General features: G+C 55.6%; 15 protein-coding genes. 9 read left to right on the forward strand and 6 right to left on the reverse strand.

Features of this window, described 5'->3' with window-relative positions; genetic code table 11:
• Positions 1 to 83: 83 nt before the first annotated feature.
• Positions 84 to 3,605: an indolepyruvate ferredoxin oxidoreductase family protein gene (locus Q0915_RS06170; RefSeq protein WP_299480796.1), complete on the forward strand. Its 3,522-nt coding sequence runs from the start codon at positions 84 to 86 to the stop codon at positions 3,603 to 3,605.
• A gap of 145 nt (positions 3,606 to 3,750) precedes the next feature.
• Here the strand turns inward: Q0915_RS06170 and Q0915_RS06175 are convergent, their stop codons facing one another.
• Complete coding sequence (locus Q0915_RS06175; RefSeq protein WP_299480798.1) at positions 3,751 to 3,987, reverse strand: hypothetical protein; 237 nt, start codon at positions 3,985 to 3,987, stop codon at positions 3,751 to 3,753.
• Positions 3,988 to 4,492: 505 nt separating this feature from the next.
• On the opposite strand from Q0915_RS06175, the gene Q0915_RS06180 reads away from it, so the two are divergent.
• From Q0915_RS06180 to Q0915_RS06195, 4 genes are all read left to right on the forward strand, one after another.
• Complete coding sequence (locus tag Q0915_RS06180) at positions 4,493 to 5,578, forward strand: DUF2336 domain-containing protein (protein WP_299480800.1); 1,086 nt, start codon at positions 4,493 to 4,495, stop codon at positions 5,576 to 5,578.
• A gap of 176 nt (positions 5,579 to 5,754) precedes the next feature.
• Positions 5,755 to 8,157 carry a mechanosensitive ion channel domain-containing protein gene (locus Q0915_RS06185; protein WP_299480803.1) on the forward strand — a complete coding sequence of 801 codons (2,403 nt, stop codon included), beginning with the start codon at positions 5,755 to 5,757 and terminating at the stop codon, positions 8,155 to 8,157.
• Positions 8,158 to 8,320: 163 nt separating this feature from the next.
• Positions 8,321 to 9,328 (forward strand): hypothetical protein, encoded by a 1,008-nt coding sequence (locus Q0915_RS06190; protein ID WP_299480806.1) that lies wholly within the window; start codon positions 8,321 to 8,323, stop codon positions 9,326 to 9,328.
• 26 nt (positions 9,329 to 9,354) lie between these two features.
• Positions 9,355 to 10,215, forward strand: a complete 861-nt coding sequence (locus Q0915_RS06195; protein ID WP_299480807.1) for a hypothetical protein — start codon at positions 9,355 to 9,357, stop codon at positions 10,213 to 10,215.
• A gap of 32 nt (positions 10,216 to 10,247) precedes the next feature.
• On the opposite strand, the gene Q0915_RS06200 is transcribed toward Q0915_RS06195, so the two are convergent.
• The 3 genes from Q0915_RS06200 to Q0915_RS06210 all read right to left on the reverse strand — a co-directional run bounded on the left by Q0915_RS06200 (position 10,248) and on the right by Q0915_RS06210 (position 12,294).
• Positions 10,248 to 10,886: a VOC family protein gene (locus tag Q0915_RS06200; protein WP_299480809.1), complete on the reverse strand. Its 639-nt coding sequence runs from the start codon at positions 10,884 to 10,886 to the stop codon at positions 10,248 to 10,250.
• A gap of 158 nt (positions 10,887 to 11,044) precedes the next feature.
• A complete protein-coding gene (locus Q0915_RS06205; protein WP_299480811.1) occupies positions 11,045 to 11,794 on the reverse strand; it encodes a hypothetical protein in 750 nt (249 codons plus the stop codon).
• Between the two features lie 71 nt (positions 11,795 to 11,865).
• Complete coding sequence (locus Q0915_RS06210) at positions 11,866 to 12,294, reverse strand: hypothetical protein (protein ID WP_299480814.1); 429 nt, start codon at positions 12,292 to 12,294, stop codon at positions 11,866 to 11,868.
• Between the two features lie 146 nt (positions 12,295 to 12,440).
• On the opposite strand from Q0915_RS06210, the gene Q0915_RS06215 reads away from it, so the two are divergent.
• On the forward strand, positions 12,441 to 13,307 hold the full coding sequence (locus Q0915_RS06215) for a LysR substrate-binding domain-containing protein (protein ID WP_299480817.1): 867 nt from the start codon (positions 12,441 to 12,443) through the stop codon (positions 13,305 to 13,307).
• A 206-nt stretch (positions 13,308 to 13,513) separates the two neighbouring features.
• On the opposite strand, the gene Q0915_RS06220 is transcribed toward Q0915_RS06215, so the two are convergent.
• On the reverse strand, positions 13,514 to 13,714 hold the full coding sequence (locus tag Q0915_RS06220; protein WP_299480820.1) for a hypothetical protein: 201 nt from the start codon (positions 13,712 to 13,714) through the stop codon (positions 13,514 to 13,516).
• 370 nt (positions 13,715 to 14,084) lie between these two features.
• Between Q0915_RS06220 and Q0915_RS06225 the strand changes: the two genes are divergently transcribed.
• Positions 14,085 to 15,161 carry an enolase C-terminal domain-like protein gene (locus Q0915_RS06225; protein ID WP_299480823.1) on the forward strand — a complete coding sequence of 359 codons (1,077 nt, stop codon included), beginning with the start codon at positions 14,085 to 14,087 and terminating at the stop codon, positions 15,159 to 15,161.
• Between the two features lie 126 nt (positions 15,162 to 15,287).
• Here the strand turns inward: Q0915_RS06225 and Q0915_RS06230 are convergent, their stop codons facing one another.
• A complete protein-coding gene (locus Q0915_RS06230) occupies positions 15,288 to 17,000 on the reverse strand; it encodes a P-loop NTPase fold protein (RefSeq protein WP_299480826.1) in 1,713 nt (570 codons plus the stop codon).
• A gap of 314 nt (positions 17,001 to 17,314) precedes the next feature.
• Between Q0915_RS06230 and Q0915_RS06235 the strand changes: the two genes are divergently transcribed.
• Both Q0915_RS06235 and metF read left to right on the forward strand, forming a co-directional pair.
• Positions 17,315 to 18,325 carry a metalloregulator ArsR/SmtB family transcription factor gene (locus Q0915_RS06235; protein WP_299480829.1) on the forward strand — a complete coding sequence of 337 codons (1,011 nt, stop codon included), beginning with the start codon at positions 17,315 to 17,317 and terminating at the stop codon, positions 18,323 to 18,325.
• Between the two features lies 1 nt (position 18,326).
• The gene (gene metF, locus Q0915_RS06240) at positions 18,327 to 19,238 is read left to right on the forward strand and encodes a methylenetetrahydrofolate reductase [NAD(P)H] (protein ID WP_299480832.1); all 912 of its coding nucleotides are present in this window, start codon (positions 18,327 to 18,329) and stop codon (positions 19,236 to 19,238) included.
• The last annotated feature ends 127 nt before the right edge of the window (positions 19,239 to 19,365 follow it).

Here is a 19,365-nt window from a genome sequence, read left to right on the forward strand (position 1 = left end):
GCCCAAGAAAAGGATGATATTTATCTGGAAGAGAGTGGCGGGGAGGCGCTGCCGCCAAGATCGACGTTTCAGGAGGACGCCGGATGAATGTTCATATGCCAACCGTTTCGCTGGAAGACAAATATGTAGCGACCGAGGGACGGGTCTATCTGACAGGCATACAGGCACTCGTGCGGCTGGCACTGGATCGGGCGAGGCTGGACCGCGACGCAGGCCTGAAGGCCGGAGGGTTCATTTCAGGCTACCGCGGATCGCCACTTGCCGGTTACGACACTGAGCTCATGCGCGCGCAGCGCCATCTCGACACATGTGACGTCGTGTTCAAGCCGGGGGTCAATGAGGAGCTGGGTGCAACGGCAGTCTGGGGCAGCCAGAAACTGAGAGGTGAGGGCGGCGTCGGCAGACCGACGGACTATGACGGTGTTTTCGGCATATGGTACGGCAAGGCTCCAGGCGTTGATCGCGCCGGAGACGTGTTACGTCAGGCCAACGCATCGGGCACTGACCGCAATGGTGGCGTACTCGCGCTTGCGGGCGATGACCATCTTGCAAAGTCCTCCATCCTTCCTGCGCAGAGCGAGTTCTTCTTTGAACATGCCGAAATTCCCGTTCTGAACCCTTCGGACATCCAGGACGTGCTGGACTTCGGCCTTCACGGACTTGAAATGTCCAGGTTTACGAGCCTTTGGACGGCGCTGATCTGCGTTGCCGATACAATGGACGCATCGGCGACAATCGATATCTCCGCCGACAGGCTCCAGCTGATGCGCCCTCTGGAAGGCGATCCGCGCAAGGACTACCGGCAAAATCGTGACCTGATGCTGGGCAACAGGCTGGAAACGGAACGGCTCGTTCGGGACCTTCGCATTCCGGCGGCTCAAAACTATGTCAGAACAAACGGTCTTGACCGGGTGACTTTTGGAACGCGCGGGCAGGCAAAACTCGGCATTGTCGCGTCCGGCAAGGCCTATCGGGATCTCTTGCAGGCACTCAATCTTATGGGTGTCAGCGAGGATCTGGCCAAATCCATCGGCCTTGCTGTCTACAAGGTCGCAATGACGTGGCCGCTGGAGCCGTTGGGGCTTCGCGAATTTGCCCGCGGCACCGAGCGGTTGCTCGTCGTTGAGCACAAGCGTGCCTTCATGGAGAGCCAGATCAAGGAGATTTCCTATCACTGGCCGGAAATGAGCCGGCCAGAAATCTGGGGCAAGCGCCGTCCGGATGGAAAGCCGTTCCTTTCGGACGTGCTGGAACTGTCCGTTGCCGAACTGATCAAGGGACTGATGGCGTGGCTGCCGCAAGAGATCGTGTCGCAGGACATGGGTGCGGTTGCCGACCGGATGACCAAACAGGTCATGTGGGCTCAGGGACATGCCGAGCGCGCGGCCCGTATTCCCTATTTCTGTTCAGGATGTCCGCATTCGACCTCGACCAGGACGCCGGAGGGCTCACGCTCCATGCCGGGGATCGGGTGCCACGCGATGACCGAAATGGCTGGCCGTACGACCGAGGGTCAGATTGCGATGGGCGGCGAGGGCGTACTCTGGGTCGGTCAGGAACCGTTTTCCGGCGACAGTCACGTTTTCGCCAACGTCGGCGATGGCACCTATTTCCACTCCGGGATTTTGGCCATCCGTCAGGCGCTCGCTTCGAATGTGCCGATCACATACAAGATCCTCTATAACGACGCGGTCGCGATGACCGGTGGACAGAAGGTCGATGGCCTTTTGTCCGTGCCGCAGATCACGCGCCAGCTGGAAGCCGAAGGCGTGGAACGCATTGCCGTCGTGTCGGAGAACCCTGAAAACTACGGCTCCTGGACGCCTGTTGCAAAAGGCACGAAAATTTACCACCGCGATGAACTGATGGATGTCCAGAAAGAGCTTCAGACGTTCAAGGGCGTTTCGGTCATTGTCTATGACCAGACCTGTGCTGCTGAAAAGCGCCGCCGGCGCAAGCGGGGACAATTTCCGGATCCGGACAAGAGACTGTTCATCAATGACCGCGTTTGCGAGGGGTGCGGAGACTGTTCGGTTCAATCAAATTGCCTGTCCGTCGAGCCCCTTGCGACGCCGTTCGGTGAAAAACGTGTCATCAATCAGTCGAGCTGCAACAAGGACTTTTCCTGCATCAAGGGCTTTTGTCCGTCCTTCGTTGAAATCGATGGCGCGGCGCTTCGCAAGCCGAAAAAGGCCGAGATCGACATCGATGTTCTTGCAGATGCGTTGCCTGATCCTGTCCTTCCATCGCTGGAGCAGACGCAGAATACGCTCGTTGCCGGCATTGGCGGCATGGGTGTCACGACAATTAGCGCTGTTCTTGCCATGGCAGCGCATATCGATGGCAAGCAAGCATCGACGCTCGATATGACCGGGCTTGCCCAAAAGGGCGGGCCGGTTACGTCTCATGTACGTTTTGCCGCCAGTGACAGATCCATCGAAGGACCACGGGTTCCGACAGCAAGCCTTGATCTGCTGATCGCCAGCGACATGGTGGTGGCCACCAATGCAGATCAGCTTGCCTTGGCACGGTGTGGACACACAGTCACTGTGGCAAACACCAAAGTTGCGCCGACCGCGGAATTTGTTCTCAAGCAAACGCTGTCATTTGACGAAAAGCGCATGGATACGGCATTGCGCGAGGCGTCGGGAACCTACGTTTCCATGAACGCCGCGGATATCGCGGAAAAGCTGCTTGGAGATGCCATTTTTGCGAACATGCTGCTTGTCGGGATGGCCTACCAGAGCGGCGCGCTGCCTGTGTCGGATCACGCGCTTGAAACCGCGCTTCAGCTCAACGGTGCGGCAGTTGCAAACAACATCAAGGCGTTTCGGGCTGGCCGTGTTCTTGTGGCGCATCCTGAGAAACTTCTGAGCGCGTTGCCCGCCGCCGAGACGCAGCCGATATTCACGCTCGACGAAAAAATCGCCTTTAACGAAGAAGAGCTCACCAGATATCAGGATGCAGAATACGCCGCCGGCTACCGCGATCTCGTGGACAAGGTGAAGTCGGCTGACGAATTGAACGGTCCCGGAACATTGAGGCTTACGCAGACCGTTGCCGATATGCTGTTCAAAGTGATGGCCTACAAGGATGAATTTGAGGTCGCGCGTCTTTATTCTTCACCCGACTTCAAGAAGAAGGTATCGCAGCGGTTTCAGGATCCCAAGAAGATCAAGGTCCATCTGGCGCCGCCACTTCTGGCACACCGGAAGGATCCCAAGACCGGACGTCCTGAAAAAATCGCCTTTGGTCCCTGGATTTTCCAAGCTTTCGGCGTTTTGGCGAAGTTCAAGCGGGTTCGCGGCAAATGGTATGATCCGTTTGGCAGAACAGCCGAGCGAAAGGCGGAACGGGCACTGGTCCGCCAGTATAGATCCGATATCGCCGAGATCCTGAACCGGCTGCCAGACGGAAACTATGGTCTCCTGGTTGAACTGGCGCGCGTTCCGGATCTGGTACGGGGGTTCGGTCCGGTCAAGGAAGCCAATCTGAAGAAGGCATCCGACAAACGCCGCTTATTGCTGGAGCAGCTCAACAAGACAGACAGCGGCGGCGGTGATCGCGAGACCGCGGCATCGCAGTATCTGGAAGCCGCCGAGTAGGCGCATGGTGATGAACGGGAGACGGTAGCCGGCGCTGACCGGTTGCACATCCTGTTTAGACCGGAACACAAGGGCAAAGCTTCAGAGCAGCCCATCACTGTCATTGCCCGCCTTTGCAGCGGCCATTGATGGCACAAGGGCGCGCTCAGTCTTCCATCCAGGTGATCGGCTGAAAGGATGTCCTGCGCATTCTTTCACCGGTTCTCGTGTCCTCATCTGAAATGACATCGTCCAGCAGTTCGTCCGGAATAGCGCGCAAGGACTGCTGGCGCCGGAGACTGAAAATACACCAGTTGAAGAAGGAGTGGAGCCTGGAGGCTGACGCTGCCTTGCTTGCAGATCGTGTCGGTGCAGGTCTTTCAAAGGGGATTGGATCTGGCATCGCTCGCTCCATAAAGAAAGAAATGTATTTTTTTATTTTGGATGCAATGACGCTAAATTCAATATAAAAAGGAAAATATTATTTTATTATGTTCACCGTCTTTCCAGCGAGACCGGTCGATGCCGCTATGCCATTGAGACGGCTGGCGACTGCGCATGAGGCTCCAGGCAAGGGCCTGCGTTTTAAAAGGACGTTTTCATGCCCTGGAACATTTCACATGTCAGCCGGTGGTTCGTCCGTTCCCGCGCCAATAAAGCGAACTTTTTTCGATTGAATTTACAATTTTTTTCCTGTGTATGCATTGCGCCGGGAAGATTGCTTGAAGTCTTTTTGTTTTTTAAATTCAATAACTTAACTTCATTTCAGTCAATAAGCCTAGAATTTTCGGTAAATTTGGCACAAAGACAATTACATTCCCGACATTCCTGTTGGGCTCTTCTTTAATTCTCGCAGCCATTTTCGATAAGACGCCGCAATCGGACATTTTGAAAATTGGTATCGAAGCATGAGTGAAGCGTTGAAAACCGAACTGGTGAACTTTTCGGAGCTGACCGGGGAAGCTGGAAGCGCCAGGAAAGCAGAGCTTGCCCGGCACGTTGCAGCCCTGTTTGCGTTGACATCGGAAAGGTGTTCGGACGAGCAGGTCGGCGTATACGACTCGGTGCTGCTTCGGCTTGTCGACATGGTGGAGGCTGAAGTCCGCCGCTATGTCGCCGAGCAGATGTCCGGTTTGAGCCGCGGTCCCCAGGATACCATTCGCCGTCTTGCGGATGACGATATTGAAGTCGCCGAGCCGATCCTCCTTCGGTCTTCCATTCTCAGTGACGAAGATCTGATTTCGATCGCAGAAAAGCGCGGCAATTCGCATTGTTATGCGATTGCGCAACGGGAAGTGCTTTCCGAGAATGTCACGGATATTCTCGTGCAGCGGGGCGACCTCAAGGTCAAACGCAAGGTCGCAAGCAATGACGGGGCAAGTCTTTCAGACGCCTCTGTTCAGTCGCTCATCAGCGATGCGGCCTCCGACGCAACCCTGCAGAATTTCCTGAGTGACCGCGCAGACCTCGCCGAGGCGCATATCTCCAGTCTCGTTGCGATCGCAAGCGATGAAGTGCGCAAGAAACTTCATGATTCCGGGCAAAGCGAAGCGGCAGAACGTGTCGGGGAAGCGGCCGACATCGCCGCTCAGCACATGTCCAACCAGTATTGGCTTGGGCGATATGATTTCGACACCGCGAAGGCACGCGTCATGCTGCTTGCAAAGCGTGGCATGGTCAACGAGGCCGCTTTGCGCCGGTTTGCGTCTGAAGACCGTTTTGCCGAAGCTGTCGCAACGTTTGCCCTGATGATCCGGGGCGACGTTGAGGAACTCAGCCATTGCATGGTGAGTCCCAATCCCGAACCGTTTATCGTTCTGGCAAAGGCCTACGGTTTTTCCTCCATATCCGTAAGTGCGCTCCTGTCGATCGGACCCTGGCGTCACCGTCTTACCCCGGAGGTTCGCAATCTCGCCGTGGCGTATTTCGGCCGGCTGACAGTTGCTGAGGCAAAACGCAAGATGTCACACTGGAACACCAACGTGGTCAGCTGACACGCTCGCGATATCGGAACACTGCTATCGAAGGCCCGGCTCTTAGCTGGGCCTTGTGCATTGGGGGCTGCCTTGTGTTGGAGCGATTGGGGCCGGGCCGGTCTGGTTTCTTTTAAATTTTGCGGAACCGTGCTTAACAGGGGCAAAGAAAAAACAGCGACTCGCGCGGGGCTGAAATGTTTGCGACAGATATCCGTTTCCCAAAATCTGTTTTCCGGTCGACAGCAGCACGGGTGTTCACCCTTGCTTTGATCGCATTTTTGTCGCTCGCGTCGTCGGGCAGTTTCGGGACATTCTCGGCAAATGCGCAGGGTTTGACCGGTGTCGTGACGGGAATGACGTCTGGCGAAACTGCCGACAAAAAGGAAGCTGACGAAACCGAAGCTGCGGAAAAGAATGAGAGCGGAACGCAGGCTGCGTCGGAGGCTGGTGAAGGCGCCGGTGTCCTTCAGGATGTTGATCAGTTTGTGGATCAGGCGGTATCGGCGCGAGACGTCCTCAAGTCGATCCTGAAGGAAATCCCCATCATCCACCAGACGATGCTGTGGACATTGCGGGCCGAGGGAGAAGGGCGTGGCCTGAGCTGGATACCAACGGCTCTTATCGACATAGCGGCCGGTATTATATTTGGTGTTCTGGCAATGACGCTGCTTGCAAGATGGGGACGCAGGCAGTTCGCAGGGATGTACCACGAAGACGTCTATAGCCGCTCCGACAAGATCATTTATCTGTTCTTGCGTGCACTCTTGATGATTGTCGGCGTTGCGCTGTTCTTCATTGTTGCCGTTCTGATCTATCTCATGGTCGGCTCAGGCCTGGAGGCTGCGAACCAGACAGCGCTGGTGGTCTTTGGCGTCTTTGCGTCCTTTCTCGTTCTTCGCATCATTTTTCTCAATCTTCTTGCGCCGGATGCAGACAGCCATCGCCTCCTGAACATGTCCAGCCAGGAGGCAGGGAGCCTCTACAGGGCACTGCTGATCGGAAGCGCGGTATCATTGTTTACCGTCGGCTTCTGCCTCTGGATGGAACGGCTCGGGCTGTCTCGGGACGCGCACAAGATCGCACTCATTGGTGCTTCGGCCCTGTCCATGATCATTCTGATCGGGATCTCGATCGCCTACAGGAAAGTGATTGCGCGTCTGATCCGGGGCGAGGCCGGGGCTGGCGCGCCGATCTGGCGCAAGTTTCTGGCGAATGTCTGGCACTTCGTGGCGGTCTTCTACTTTGTTGTCGCCTGGGGCATTTCCGCTGTCCGCATCCTTCTGGATTTGCCCGATGCGACGGGGCTTGTCGGTGCGCCATTGCAGGTCATGTTGCTGGCATCGATCGCCTACGGCATCCTTGTGCTGATCATCGACAAGGTTCTGCTCCCAAGACTCGATACGGCGGATGTTCAGGCAAAAATCGCTGAAGATATCAAAAGGACCGACGAGAGCGAAGGAGTGCAGGACGACGCTGAAAGCGCGATGGCCCAGGCGCGCGCGGAAGCAGCCGAACGGGAGGCACAGCGTTCACCTTTCCGGGATTTGTTCGATCGAGGGGCTGGAATCCTGGTCCTCTTCGCTTCATTTGATTTTTTGGCTTCCTGGTGGGGTGTACCGCTTGCCGGCAGCACTTCTCTGATCGGTTCCTTCGTTGAGGTTCTGCTCGTCACATTCCTTGGCTACATGTCCTATGAGGCGGTGAAGATCGTCATCGACCGGCAGATCGCCAAGGAAGCGCCAGCGGAGGAGGATGAGGAAGTCGAGGTCGGCGGCGCTGGTGAGAGCCGCATAGCAACGCTGCTTCCGATCTTCCGGAACTTCCTCCTGATCACGATTGTCGTCATTGCCGCCATGGTCGTGCTGTCTGAGCTCGGCGTGAACATCGCCCCGCTCTTTGCAGGTGCCGGTGTGGTTGGCCTGGCCATCGGCTTTGGTGCGCAGACACTCATTCGGGATATCTTTTCAGGTGCGTTTTATCTGGTCGATGACGCCTTCCGCAAAGGCGAGTACATCGACATCGGCAGCGCCAAGGGAGTTGTTGAGAAAATTTCCATTCGCTCAATGCAGCTAAGGCATCACCGCGGCGCTCTGACGACCATTCCGTTCGGGGAAATCCAGCAGGTCGAAAACTTCTCGCGTGACTGGGCCGTGATGAAGCTTGCCTTCCGCGTTACCTATGACACGGACGTGGAAAAGATGCGCAAGCTGATCAAGAACTTCGGCAAGGAGCTCCTGCAGGACGAATATTACGGGCCGATGTTCCTGGCGCCGCTGAAGTCGCAAGGCATCATGTCGATGGAAGATTCTGCCATGATCGCGCGAGTGAAGTTCACGACCAAGCCCGGAAAGCAATTCGAACTCCGCAAGATCGTTTATGCGGGCTTGCGGGATATGTTTGAACAAAATGGGATCAAGTTTGCCCATCGACAGGTCACCGTGCGCGTTGCCGGCGAGGGCGGGGAAGGTCAAGTGGCTCCCGAGTCAGCGCGTGCTGCCGTCCAGGCCGCCATCCAGGCCGCCGCTGCCGGAGGTGGTGCTGCTGGTGTTTTCGATCCCGACGAAGTGGGCAGCGAGGGAACGACCGATCAACTCTGAGGCCCGATTTGTACTTTGCTGAGGCAGGCGTCCAACGGTCGCGTTGCAGCGCGCTCAAATTCATGGACCTTGAGGTCGAAACCCTGTATCGGTCCCGCAACCAAGAGCAAACGGGACCGGAATGCTGATCGGATTTCAGGCTGGGGCCATTAATGAGCGCGGAATGAGCGTCGCGCTCTATGACTATGCGCTCGGCGTGCAGACCGTTCTGGGTCATGAAGCCGTTGTCTACTACGCCGAGGTCGGCAGTGATGCTTCGGTCGTCGAAAAATTTCGCAAATCTCTTCGCCTGGTGCCGGTTTCGACCGGTCAGGACTTGCGGCGCCTCAGTGAACGGGAAAATCTGGATTTTTGCTATTTCATCAGGGACGGGCGCAAGCGGCCCCTTGAAATCAGTGCTGAGCGCACGGGCGTTCATGCCGTCTTCCGGCACTTCGAACCGCATGGCGATGTCTATGCCTATGTTTCAGACTGGCTGTCCGACTGGATGACGGGAGGGCGTGCCCCGGCTGTGCCCCATATCGTCGACCTCCCGGAGAATGACGGCAGTCTCCGCCCGGATCTGGGCATACCGGATGAAGCGTTTGTTGTTGGCCGGTACGGCGGGTACGACCAGTTCAACCTGCCATTTGCGCACAAGGCGGTTGAAACCGCGCTGGAAAGACGGTCGAACCTCTTCTTTCTCTTCGTAAATACGGAAAAGTTCATAGACCACCCGCGCGCGCTTTTTTTGCCACCCGTTGTGGGAACCGCCGAAAAGGCACGTTTCCTGGCCAGCTGCGATGCGGGTATCAATGCCAAGAAAATTGGTGAAAGTTTTGGTCTCGCCATCGCTGAGTTCTTATACTTCGGCAAACCGGTTTTCAGCTGGGCCGGAGGCATGGATCAAAACCATGTCGTGATGAGTCCGAAACAGGAGTGGCTCTATCGCACCCGCAAGGACCTTGAGCGCCTGCTGATCGAATACGAACCGGACGAGTGCGACATGGATCTTGCCAGAACGTCCGTCGAGCCCTACAGACCCTCTGCCGTCATGCGCCGGTTTGAAAGCGCCTTCCTGTCGGGAGACTGCTCTGCGCAGAGCCTGCACCTTCCTGCCGGTTTCAAGGCCAGGCGCTTCCTGGAGGAAAAGGCGATGAGAACGAAATTCCGGCTTTGGAAAAGCCTCTGAAGGGCGGCCCGGCGATAGAGATAAAAATGCTTTACGACTGTTTTGTTTTCCATAACGAGTTTGATTTGCTCGAAATCCGATTGCGGGAAATGGGCGAACTTGTCGACCGTTTCGTACTGGTCGAGGCGGATCAGACCCAGCGAGGTGCACCCAAACCCTTTTACTTCGACGAAAACCGCGAACGGTTCGCTCCTTGGGCCGACAAGATTATCGATCTGCAGATCAGGTTTCCGGACGAGCTGCCGCCTGCGCTCGGCGTCTACAAAAACAGGCGCAAGAAGGACTGGGAACGCGAGAATTATCAGCGCAATTGTATCGCGCAAGGACTAGAAGAATGTGCTCCGGACGACCTCATCATGCTGTCCGATGTCGATGAGATCGTGCGCGGCCATGTGCTTGCAAGAGTGCTCGAAAAGCGCCTTCACAAGGGACGCCTCCTAGTTTTTGAACAAAGCCTTCACAAGCATCATCTCAACCGGGTCGTCCCTGAGAAGACCTGGCTGCTTGGAACCCGGATGCTTGAACACCGATACCTGACAACGCCGCAACAGCTTCGGCGCACGAAGGCGCGGATGACCAAAAAATCCTATGTGCCCGATTTTGCCGCCCAACCGTTTCTCAGAATACGAAACAACAGTTTGTCGGGTATCAGCCGACCGGTGAAGATCCTGCCGAACGCGGGCTGGCACTTTTCGTCGATGGGTGGGCTGGAAGCGTTCAAGACCAAGCTGGACTCTGTCGTTCACGGACAAACCGTCGACACCAGCGACATTCAGAAGCTGTATGAATTGGAGCTCTTGGGAACCGAGCTCATCAGCACAAATACGCTGCCTGAATGCATTCAGGCGGGCAATTTTGATCATATGCTCGCCAGACCAGGCTCCTGAGCGGGCGCTGCACGGCAAAGCAGTGAAGCAGGTCAAGTCAGTGTCTTCATACCCGCCGGCGTTTCTATCTTTGCCTCGTAACGCATTTGCGCGCCCTTGACGATTGAGGGCTGCCGGCCGATTTCAAGATCCCGGTATAGCGACCTTATGGCCTCCGGGTCGGGGTGCTCCAGCGAGAACGAGCGAAGCTGGGCGCCCAAGTCCGGAATGTCGGCCATGGCCGTCGGATTGCCCCAATGATCGATCAGAGACGGTGCGGCTCCATCCAGTGGCAAGGAACCGTCTTGTGGAATGGAGAATGAAAATTCCGGTGTGTCGAAGGGAAGGGCGGTCTCTTCGCCGAAGATGCTTCGGTGCGCGGGTGACAAGTTCTTGAAGGAACTTATGTTTGCGACCCATCCCCGCAAGCGCCTGCCGCTTTCCCAGTCTTCTCTGACCTTCCTTTGATCGTCCAGCCCAAACCAACGGGCGCGGCCGGGTGCCGTTCCTTTGGGGTCCAATGCGACGATCTCGAGGTAAACGTGATCGCCGAGCTGGAGCCGGTGATTGTGAGTGCCCATGTAAGGGTGGCGTGTTCCAAAGGGGATATCGATGTCCAGGCAATCGCGGATATGCTCGGTACCCTCTTCAAGTGTTGGGGCAATGACGGTGATGTGGTCGAGGTGAAGCATGCGCTGGTGATCCAGTTGTAGGCAAGAACCATGTCGATAGCTTGGGAAAAGCCATTTCATTTCAGCAGTTGCTGGCTCTGCTAACTGGGTGTCCTGGTGATCTCATTGTCAAACGAGATATTCTGAGTCTCGCGAAATGAAGCCGCAGCCGGTGAAACTTATCGGAACGAGGCGACGAGCTCAGAAAAATCGTCAAGGATCTTTGTCAGCCCTTTGCTGTCGCACTCCGGGCACCAAAGCCCTTTCTTGCCTTTCAGAAACAGTTCTTTCTGGCGCTTGCGACATTTCTTGCACGGCATGCCGTCAATCGGGTAGTCCGGCAGGTCCATCAATTGGTCGAAAAACCAGGGATAGGCCGCAGCAACCTTTGCAAGCTCGGAAGGCTGAAAATTCGGGCCATGAAGATAGAGCTGCTCCAGGTTCGGCAATTGTGTAATAGGTGTCAGATCAAGTTTCGCACCGTCAATGGCCGTCAGCGTCAATTCCGTAAGCGGCAGGCCATTGAGAAAGTCGAGACTGGCGATTTTTTGAAGCGAGGGAGGGCCGCCAACAATCGACAGGCTCCGCAGTTTCGGTAGCGATTTTAGGTCTGCCGCGTCCTCCAACAGGCCTGTTTCTCTCAATTCAAGAGTTTCCAGGTCAGGTGCCGCCTCGATGCCTTTGAGACCTTTGAGTTTCGACGAATGCCAGATCCTGAGTTCGGTCAGTGTTGCAGGAAGGGGTACGGCTTCGAGATTTGGCGCGGACAACCAGCGCAAGCTCAGCGTCGCCAGTGGCAAGACATCAAGCCCTGTCAGGCGTTTCATATCGGCCTTGCGAATTGTTTCAATTGCGAGAGAAGACCCGCCTGGCATCCTTCCGGCGAGATCGGAAATGTCGAGACGCGCCGCTTCGAAAGTCCTGTCCACCTTAGAGTATCCCACTCTGTTCGCGTTCGGACGATCGTCGTCCGGACATGAGCGACAGTGCGCATAAGGTGTTAAGGTTTGCTTTCACTCTTTTTACGATTACTTGCTGCAGGTAGCAGCACCGCCGGAACTGCCTTCTCAGTCCAACCCTTGGTTTGGAATGGTATAATTTCCGCTGAACGCAAACGGTGCTTCAGGACCCGCCGATAAGTGTGGTTCTTGAGCTGCTCGCGGGTTATGCCAAGATCCTGAAGAACGCTGTCCGGCTCGTGCTCAATCAGTTTCGCGCGTTCTTTTTCAAAGTGTCTTCGGTTCTTCCATTCCAGCGTTAATGACCTGATATAGCGAAGGCCAGATCTTATGTGAGAAAAGAGAACGGATGGAATCGAGCGATCTGTTTGTGGTGTCGCCGCGTCGGTGGTGTCGAGACAATAGAGTTCTCCCGGGCGATTGTGTGTATATTCCTTTTGCATTAGCGGTTTTGGCATGATTTGGGCCATTTCGACGTCGTTCCAGCTGTCTAAATCATGACTCAGGCGACACAAAAAAATTAGGGAGAAGATTTCTTCTCGGTGTGAAAAATATTCACAATACCTTATTTGGTGGTTCGTCTACTGAAATGGCTGTTTTCCGGTTTGGAGACGAGATGAGAAAATTGCCTCCGATGAATGCCCTGCCGGCATTCGAAGCGACTGCACGACTAGGGTCGATGAGTGCCGCGGCAGAAGAGCTGGGCCGAACGCATGGAGCAGTCAGCAAACAGATTGCTCATCTTTCCGATCTGGCCGGAACGCCCCTTTTTGAGCGCAATGGCGCCGGTGTTCGATTGACGGAGCAAGGAGCATTGCTCAGCGCTGCCGTTCATCCCGCTATGAACGGTCTCGAAAAGGCATGGCAAGACCTGACCAGCCGCTCAGAAAATCCTGTTCTTGATATCGGGATCAGTTCCACGTTCGCCATGCGATGGCTCATGCCGCGCCTGTCAAGGTTCTATCAGCGCCATCCGGATGCGCAGGTGAATTTCCGCATGACGGGAAAAGCCAGGATCGCAGACAGCGACGTCGATCTCATTCTTACCTGGGATCGCTTGCGGTGGGATTTCGGCGATCGGAAGGACATTGAGAGACTTGGAGACGTTTCTTTCGGCATCGTTCACGCCCCCGGCCTTGATGTGAAGAGACAAGGCACGATGTTGATCGCCAGGACGCGCTGTGTTCAGGAGCTGCCTGGCGATGTTTGGGGAGACTACAGGCATCGAACCGGGATCGAAGCCGTATCGGAAAACACAGTTGCCTACGCGCATACGTTTCTCGTGATTGAGGCCGCCCTTGCAGGGTTCGGGCTCGCACTCGTGGAACGGCGCTTGATCGAAGAAGAGCTGCAAGACGGGCGGCTGATTGCACCATTGGGTTTTCACACAATTGAAAATGGCTTCGGCGCGATCGTTACGGGCCGATATCGTGAGCAACGGCTCGCGGACAGTTTTCTGGAGTGGTTGCGAGAGGAGGGCTGATCAGGCCGATATATCGCAAGATTGCAATCCATGCTCCCGGATCACCAGAACCAAACGTACTGCGGCGGCTGTTTGCGCGTTCCACGCAATCAGCCGCCGCAACGAATTTAATAGGACCCCACCTGAGACAATTTCAAGCTATGAACTGATCATTTCTTCAAATGAAAGCGGTCGGCAAAATGTTGCCTCAACGCTTCCTGGTCTGATTACTGCGTGGTCACCGGGGCAGGAGCCTGGGTGCTTTCAGCAGAACCAATCGCAGGCGCTGTGGTATTCGGAACCGAGCTCTGAGGCGTTACATTTTGATTGGGATCAGCGGCCCCATCGGTCTGATTGGGATTTTCTCCATTGCAGGCAGCCAGCCCCAGCAGGCCAAAAACAACACCAATCACGAATACGATCTTCATTTGGAATCTCCTTCCTAATGACTGCGCATGCAAGTATTTGTTCTTGCGAAAGCGCTCTTTAAGAGTTCCAGCCCGTATTTTTATTGTTATGCTGAGAAACTTATAAATAAAATTCGTCAAGATGTTGATGTTTTAAAGTTTAAATTGTGAAATTAATAAACAAATTTTACAGATTATTTCACTTATGATTCTATTTTTTTCTTATAATGGGATCAAATTAGATTGAATTGTTCCCGACTATTTGCGTTATCGGTGCTTTTTGACACGTGCAATCAGCTTTTTCTGTTGTGACACCATTCACCCTGTGCGTGCCCAGAGGCCGCTATGGACACGTCGACGAAAGCGGTCCTATCTTTCGAACATGAATGAAATGAGCAATCGGATCACGGACTGCCGTATACGTCCGGTCATGGCGCCGCTCGAGATGCCGCACAAAACGGCGTCAGGCACACTTGAAGCCGCGCCGCTGGTCCTGATCGACGTCATCGCAGATGATGGCATCGTGGGGTCCACCTATATCTTCGCCTATACGCCCGCGGCACTTGAGCCTCTCGCCGCGCTGTCGAAAAACATTGCAAGCAGTCTAGTTGGTGAAACGGCTGAACCCGGAGCTGTCTCAGCGCTGCTGGATGCCCGGTTCCGACTTCTTGGCAATCAGGGTCTTGTTGCAATGGCGATCAGCGGGATCGATATGGCCTTGTGGGATGCGGCGGCTAAACGTAAAGAAAAGCCTCTTTATGAGCTGCTGGGCGGTAAATCAGATCCGGTCCGGGTTTACGACAGCCTCGGTCAAATGGGACCGGATGAGACGGCGCGCGTTGTCGAGGCTTCGCTTGAACGCGGTTTTCGGGCGTTCAAGATCAAGGCAGGGCATCCTGATCCGAAAACAGACGTGGCCGTTGTCAGATCCATTCGTGATGTCGCAGGAAAGGACGTTTGGGTCGCTGCGGATTTCAACCAGGCTTTCGGTGTAGATGAAGCTGTTCGCCGCATGAGTATGCTGGATGAAGAGGGCCTTGCATGGATTGAAGAGCCTGTTCAGGCTTCCGACTATCAAGGACATGCCACGGTCCGCTCCGCGATCCGAACACCTGTCCAGACGGGCGAAAACTGGTGGGGCATGCCGGACATGAGAAACGCCGTGGCAGCCAAGGCATCCGACCTTGCGATGCCGGACGTCATGAAAATCGGTGGCGTGTCAGGATGGCGTGAGGCCGCCAGCTTGGCCAATGAAGTTTCCCTGCCGGTTGCCAGCCACCTTTTCGTGGAGATTTCCGCTCATCTGCTTAACGCAACTCCGACTGCCATGATCCTGGAGTGGTTCGATATTGCAGGCACTATCATCACCTGCACGCCTGAAATAGCCGACGGTTTCGCGATACCTTCGCAGACCCCGGGCGCTGGCATACTTTGGGACGAAAGCGCCATCGAAAAGATCATTGCGTAGCAGGTCGGAAGAGGCAGGGGGTGCTCAGACTGGCTTTTCCACCGGATTGCCGGGATGCTGCGGCATGTGCCGCGAAACAGCATTCCTCGGACGAATTCACCCTCTCATCGTTTGCGTTGCGGTTTTTCAGGAAAGCGTGTTTTGCAGTTGAGGCGGTCTGCGCCTGACCACGTTCACGTAATAACTCAGTGCGGACAGACTGTCATAGAACAGCGCGGCCAATTCGGTTTTCCAAGCATCAGGGAGACGGATGCCCGTTGTGTCAACAGCCGGGTCGTCGGGAAAACGGAACCCCAACTTTTCTTCGACGATTTGAAAGTAGCTTTCCAACTTCAGAAATTCCGTGGTCGGCAGATTGCTCGCAATTGAGCTGCGGATGCGCGAGAATCTGTCGGACAGATCGGAAAGATCCGAGTTCTCGGGTTGTGGGTCGAGGGCTAGGTCGCTCACCTCGGTGCGTAGGGAACGCAGATCCGCGATTGCGGTGGCAAGGCCTTCAGGGATCACGTCTTCGGTACTGTCCAGATTGGCTGCACCAATTTCCAGATAGTCGGACAAGTTGTCCGTCTTGACCAGCGGTTGGCCCAGGTCCGGAGCGCGCAGGTAGTCTTCCAACAAGAGTGGCAGGGCGGGAAACGACGGATCGTAGCCGCGCAGAGCGTCGCGTGCATCAGGTGAATCGGACAGGTATGTGTCGAGCGCGAGGCGGAACATGTCCCGGCTGCCGCGAAGGGCATCGTAGACAAACTGCCAGTCCGGGTTCGCCGCAAGCGTTTGCAGGGTCAAAAAGACACCGTTGTCGAATGGTTTGCCCGGATCACGCGTTTTCGAAGCCATGATGAAATTATTGATGTAACGCTTCACGTCCCTCGGGTTGACGCCGCCACCTTCAGAGACCAGAAACCGAAGGTGTGGGAGAATTTCGTCGAGAATGACCTGGCTCTGAGCTGGCGGCAGCCTTGCCTCTGTTGTCATGGACAGGACAAGATCCTCGACATTGTCGCTGCTGACCGGCCGCAATTCGAAAGGTACCTGAAAAATCTTCTTGATGTAGTCGGCACCCTCGATCGGACGGGTAAGCGCAGTGTCCGTTTCGCCTTCCTTGGATGCTGTCTTGTAGATGTTGTCGATGCTCCAGACGATAACGTCCTTGTCGAGCCCAACGACAAATACGAAACCGTCCAGATCGAAAAAGAGCTTCATGGATTCCAGAACGGACAGAGCGCCTTTGGGAAGGCATCGGTCAAGATCGTCTATGAAGACGACAATGCGGCGGTCCTTGTTGTCCTTAGAGAAGGTCTCGAATGCCTGACTGAGCGCCTGGAAACTCACAAAGTAAGACGATTTGGGGATCTTCGCTTTTTCCTCTTCCTTCTTGATATTCTTGGCTGCTGCAAGCGCCTTGTTGGCATCGACGGAAACCGACAGTGCGTCGCCGAGACCTGCTTTGAAGGAAAGCCCGGCCGTGATCGAATATGCTACCTGGCCGATCGTGTTGATCAGAGACTCTATCTTGCCGTCATTGCCGCCCTGCTCCTCAAACCATGTCGTGAGGGCTGACTGAATGGAATCGAGCAGCGGAATAATCAGATGATCTTCCTTTTCATAACGCCATGCGCTGAACTCCACCTGCACAATATTCTTATTGTCTTTGAGGTTCCTCTGTATGCCTTCCATCAGGGTGGTCTTGCCCGAACCCCATCCGCCGAAAATGCCGATTGCGAACCGGGGCGGACTGTTGAGCACGATATCCGTGAACGCCTGTGCGTAACGGTCAAATCCGAGCTCCGGTGCTTCTGCCGGTTGATCGAGGATGATTTGCCAGTCGCTGAGAGTCATTGGAACGCCCCACTAGCATTCGTCGTTTCAGGTGCCGGATCGCTCGAGGGTTCCCGGCCTTTCAATTCACCGTTTCAGGCGTAGCCAAACCTTTGAGGTCTTAAATTAACGTTGCGTAATATTTGTGATTGTCGTTGCATCTCCTCCGCGTGTCAAATGAGAGCCTGACACCTGAGGTCGCGTCTTTACCGACTGCATACCGTATTTTCACAAATCCATGTCGCAAATGTTTCTGTTGCTTGCATCTTGAATAACAATGATATAAAGATATCTTTATATTGACATTGATGCCCTGCAGGCAGAAGCGACGCTGTATGACTGAAGACCAAACCCTTTCCGTGGAAGACACGCTTGCCGCCCTTCGCGCTGTCGGCGAGGCAACACGTCTCAGGTTGATCGCCTTGCTGGCCGAAAGCGAACTGACTGTAAAGGACGCGACCGCGATCCTAGGTCAGAGCCAACCGCGCATATCCCGCCATTTGAAACTTCTGGCCGAAGCAGACCTCATTCGGAGGTTTCCGGAGGGCTCTTGGGTTTATTACCGCCTTGCCGATGGTCCTGAGGGGCAATTGGCCAGAGGGTTGGTTGAACGCATTTCAATGGAAGATCCGGTTCTGGCGGCGGATCAGGAACGGTTTCGCGCGATCCGCAAGGCCAAGGCGGAGGAAGCAGCCGCTTACTTTGCGGCGCGCGCGCTCACCTGGGACCGGGAACGGTCGCTCCATGTTGCTGAAGAAGACGTGGAAACGGCGATGCGCGCGACGCTTGGTGACAAGCCTTTCCAATCGTTCCTGGACCTGGGAACGGGAACCGGTCGCCTGCTGGAGGTCTTTTCCGGCCAGTACACATCCGCACTTGGTGTCGATGCCTCGCATGACATGCTGGCTGTAGCGCGGGCGAACCTCGCCCGGGCCAACCTGACCAATGCACAAGTCCGTCATGGCGATGTCTACGCGCTGAACGTGCCGCCGAGATCGTTTGACGTTGTTGCCATCCACCAGGTTCTGCATTTCCTCGATGATCCCTCGCGCGCACTTGCCGAAGCGACACGTGCGCTGCGTCCAGGTGGCCGTCTGATGATCGTTGATTTTGCTCCCCACGAACTGGAGTTTCTCCGCGAGAGCCACGCTCACCGCCGGCTTGGCTTCGCGCACGACCAGATGGAGCGCTGGTTGGACACACTTGAACTTGATCTGGAACAGGTCACTGATCTGGTTCCGGGAGACGACACCGAAAACAACCTAACCGTTACACTTTGGCTTGCCCGTGATCGCCGCATCGTCACCGATTGGCCCGCGCGCGACACGTCCCGAGAGGTCGCCTGACATGACTGAATTTTCCTCCCGCCGCTCCCACCAGGCTGCTCCTTCGCCAATTACGGCGTCGTTCGAGTTCTTTCCGCCGAAATCGGACAAGATGGCGGAGACGCTCTGGACCACAGTCAAGCGTCTGGAAGCGCTGGGTCCGTCCTTCGTGTCTGTAACCTACGGTGCAGGCGGATCGACCCGTGAGCGGACCCATAAAACCGTTGAGCGAATTTTGAACGAGACTGATTTGCTGCCAGCCGCGCATCTGACCTGTGTGGGCGCTTCGCAAACCGAAGTCGATGAGATCGTCAAGGATTACTGGAACCTGGGTGTTCGTCATCTGGTGGCTTTGCGCGGTGACCCGCTTGAGGGGATCGGTTCCCGGTATTCGCCGCACAACAACGGATATCCCTACGCCTCCGACCTTGTCGCCGGGATCAAGAAGATCGCCGATTTCGACATCTCGGTTTCCGGCTATCCTGAAAAACACCCGGAAAGCGGCAGCTGGCAGAGTGAGATCGACAATCTGAAGCGCAAGGTAGATGCCGGTGCCGACCGGATCATCACCCAGTACTTCTTCGACAATGACATTTTCGACGAATATCTGGACCGTATCGCTGCCGCCGGCATCAATATCCCTGTCGTGCCGGGTATTCTGCCGATCCACAACTTTGAACAGACGATGGTGTTTTCGGCCAAATGCGGAACCAGCATCCCGCAATGGCTCGCGCGCCGGTTTGCCGGCCTCAACAACGATCCGGAAACGCGGAAACTTGTTGGTGTATCAATTGCCTGCGAACAGGTCATGGACCTTGTCGATCGCGGCATCAATGACTTCCATTTCTACACCATGAACCGCGCGGATCTGACCTATGCCATCTGTCACATGCTCGGCATGGGTCAGCAGGCACCGGAAAACCTCGCAGCCTGAGCCGACGAAGCATTTGCCTGCAGCCGAATTCTTGTCCGATTGGGCGAGGGTATGGCGCGAGGCGAAAGGTAGGCAGGGCAATACTGGGTCGAAGCCAAACGCAGCGCGTCAGCAACGACCCAGGCCG

This window comes from uncultured Roseibium sp., from assembly GCF_947494555.1.
Taxonomy (GTDB): Bacteria; Pseudomonadota; Alphaproteobacteria; order Rhizobiales; family Stappiaceae; genus Roseibium.

Excerpts from the sequence above, each read along its gene's own strand:
- Q0915_RS06215 (WP_299480817.1), top strand. The coding sequence starts at position 12,441 with ATGAGAAAATTGCCTCCGATGAATGCCCTGCCGGCATTCGAAGCGACT.
- Q0915_RS06220 (WP_299480820.1), bottom strand. The coding sequence starts at position 13,714 with ATGAAGATCGTATTCGTGATTGGTGTTGTTTTTGGCCTGCTGGGGCTG.
- Q0915_RS06235 (WP_299480829.1), top strand. The coding sequence starts at position 17,315 with ATGACTGAAGACCAAACCCTTTCCGTGGAAGACACGCTTGCCGCCCTT.
- metF (WP_299480832.1), top strand. The coding sequence starts at position 18,327 with ATGACTGAATTTTCCTCCCGCCGCTCCCACCAGGCTGCTCCTTCGCCA.
- Q0915_RS06190 (WP_299480806.1), top strand. The coding sequence starts at position 8,321 with ATGAGCGTCGCGCTCTATGACTATGCGCTCGGCGTGCAGACCGTTCTG.
- Q0915_RS06175 (WP_299480798.1), bottom strand. The coding sequence starts at position 3,987 with ATGCCAGATCCAATCCCCTTTGAAAGACCTGCACCGACACGATCTGCA.
- Q0915_RS06195 (WP_299480807.1), top strand. The coding sequence starts at position 9,355 with ATGCTTTACGACTGTTTTGTTTTCCATAACGAGTTTGATTTGCTCGAA.
- Q0915_RS06230 (WP_299480826.1), bottom strand. The coding sequence starts at position 17,000 with ATGACTCTCAGCGACTGGCAAATCATCCTCGATCAACCGGCAGAAGCA.
- Q0915_RS06210 (WP_299480814.1), bottom strand. The coding sequence starts at position 12,294 with ATGGCCCAAATCATGCCAAAACCGCTAATGCAAAAGGAATATACACAC.
- Q0915_RS06200 (WP_299480809.1), bottom strand. The coding sequence starts at position 10,886 with ATGCTTCACCTCGACCACATCACCGTCATTGCCCCAACACTTGAAGAG.
- Q0915_RS06225 (WP_299480823.1), top strand. The coding sequence starts at position 14,085 with ATGAGCAATCGGATCACGGACTGCCGTATACGTCCGGTCATGGCGCCG.
- Q0915_RS06180 (WP_299480800.1), top strand. The coding sequence starts at position 4,493 with ATGAGTGAAGCGTTGAAAACCGAACTGGTGAACTTTTCGGAGCTGACC.
- Q0915_RS06185 (WP_299480803.1), top strand. The coding sequence starts at position 5,755 with ATGTTTGCGACAGATATCCGTTTCCCAAAATCTGTTTTCCGGTCGACA.
- Q0915_RS06170 (WP_299480796.1), top strand. The coding sequence starts at position 84 with ATGAATGTTCATATGCCAACCGTTTCGCTGGAAGACAAATATGTAGCG.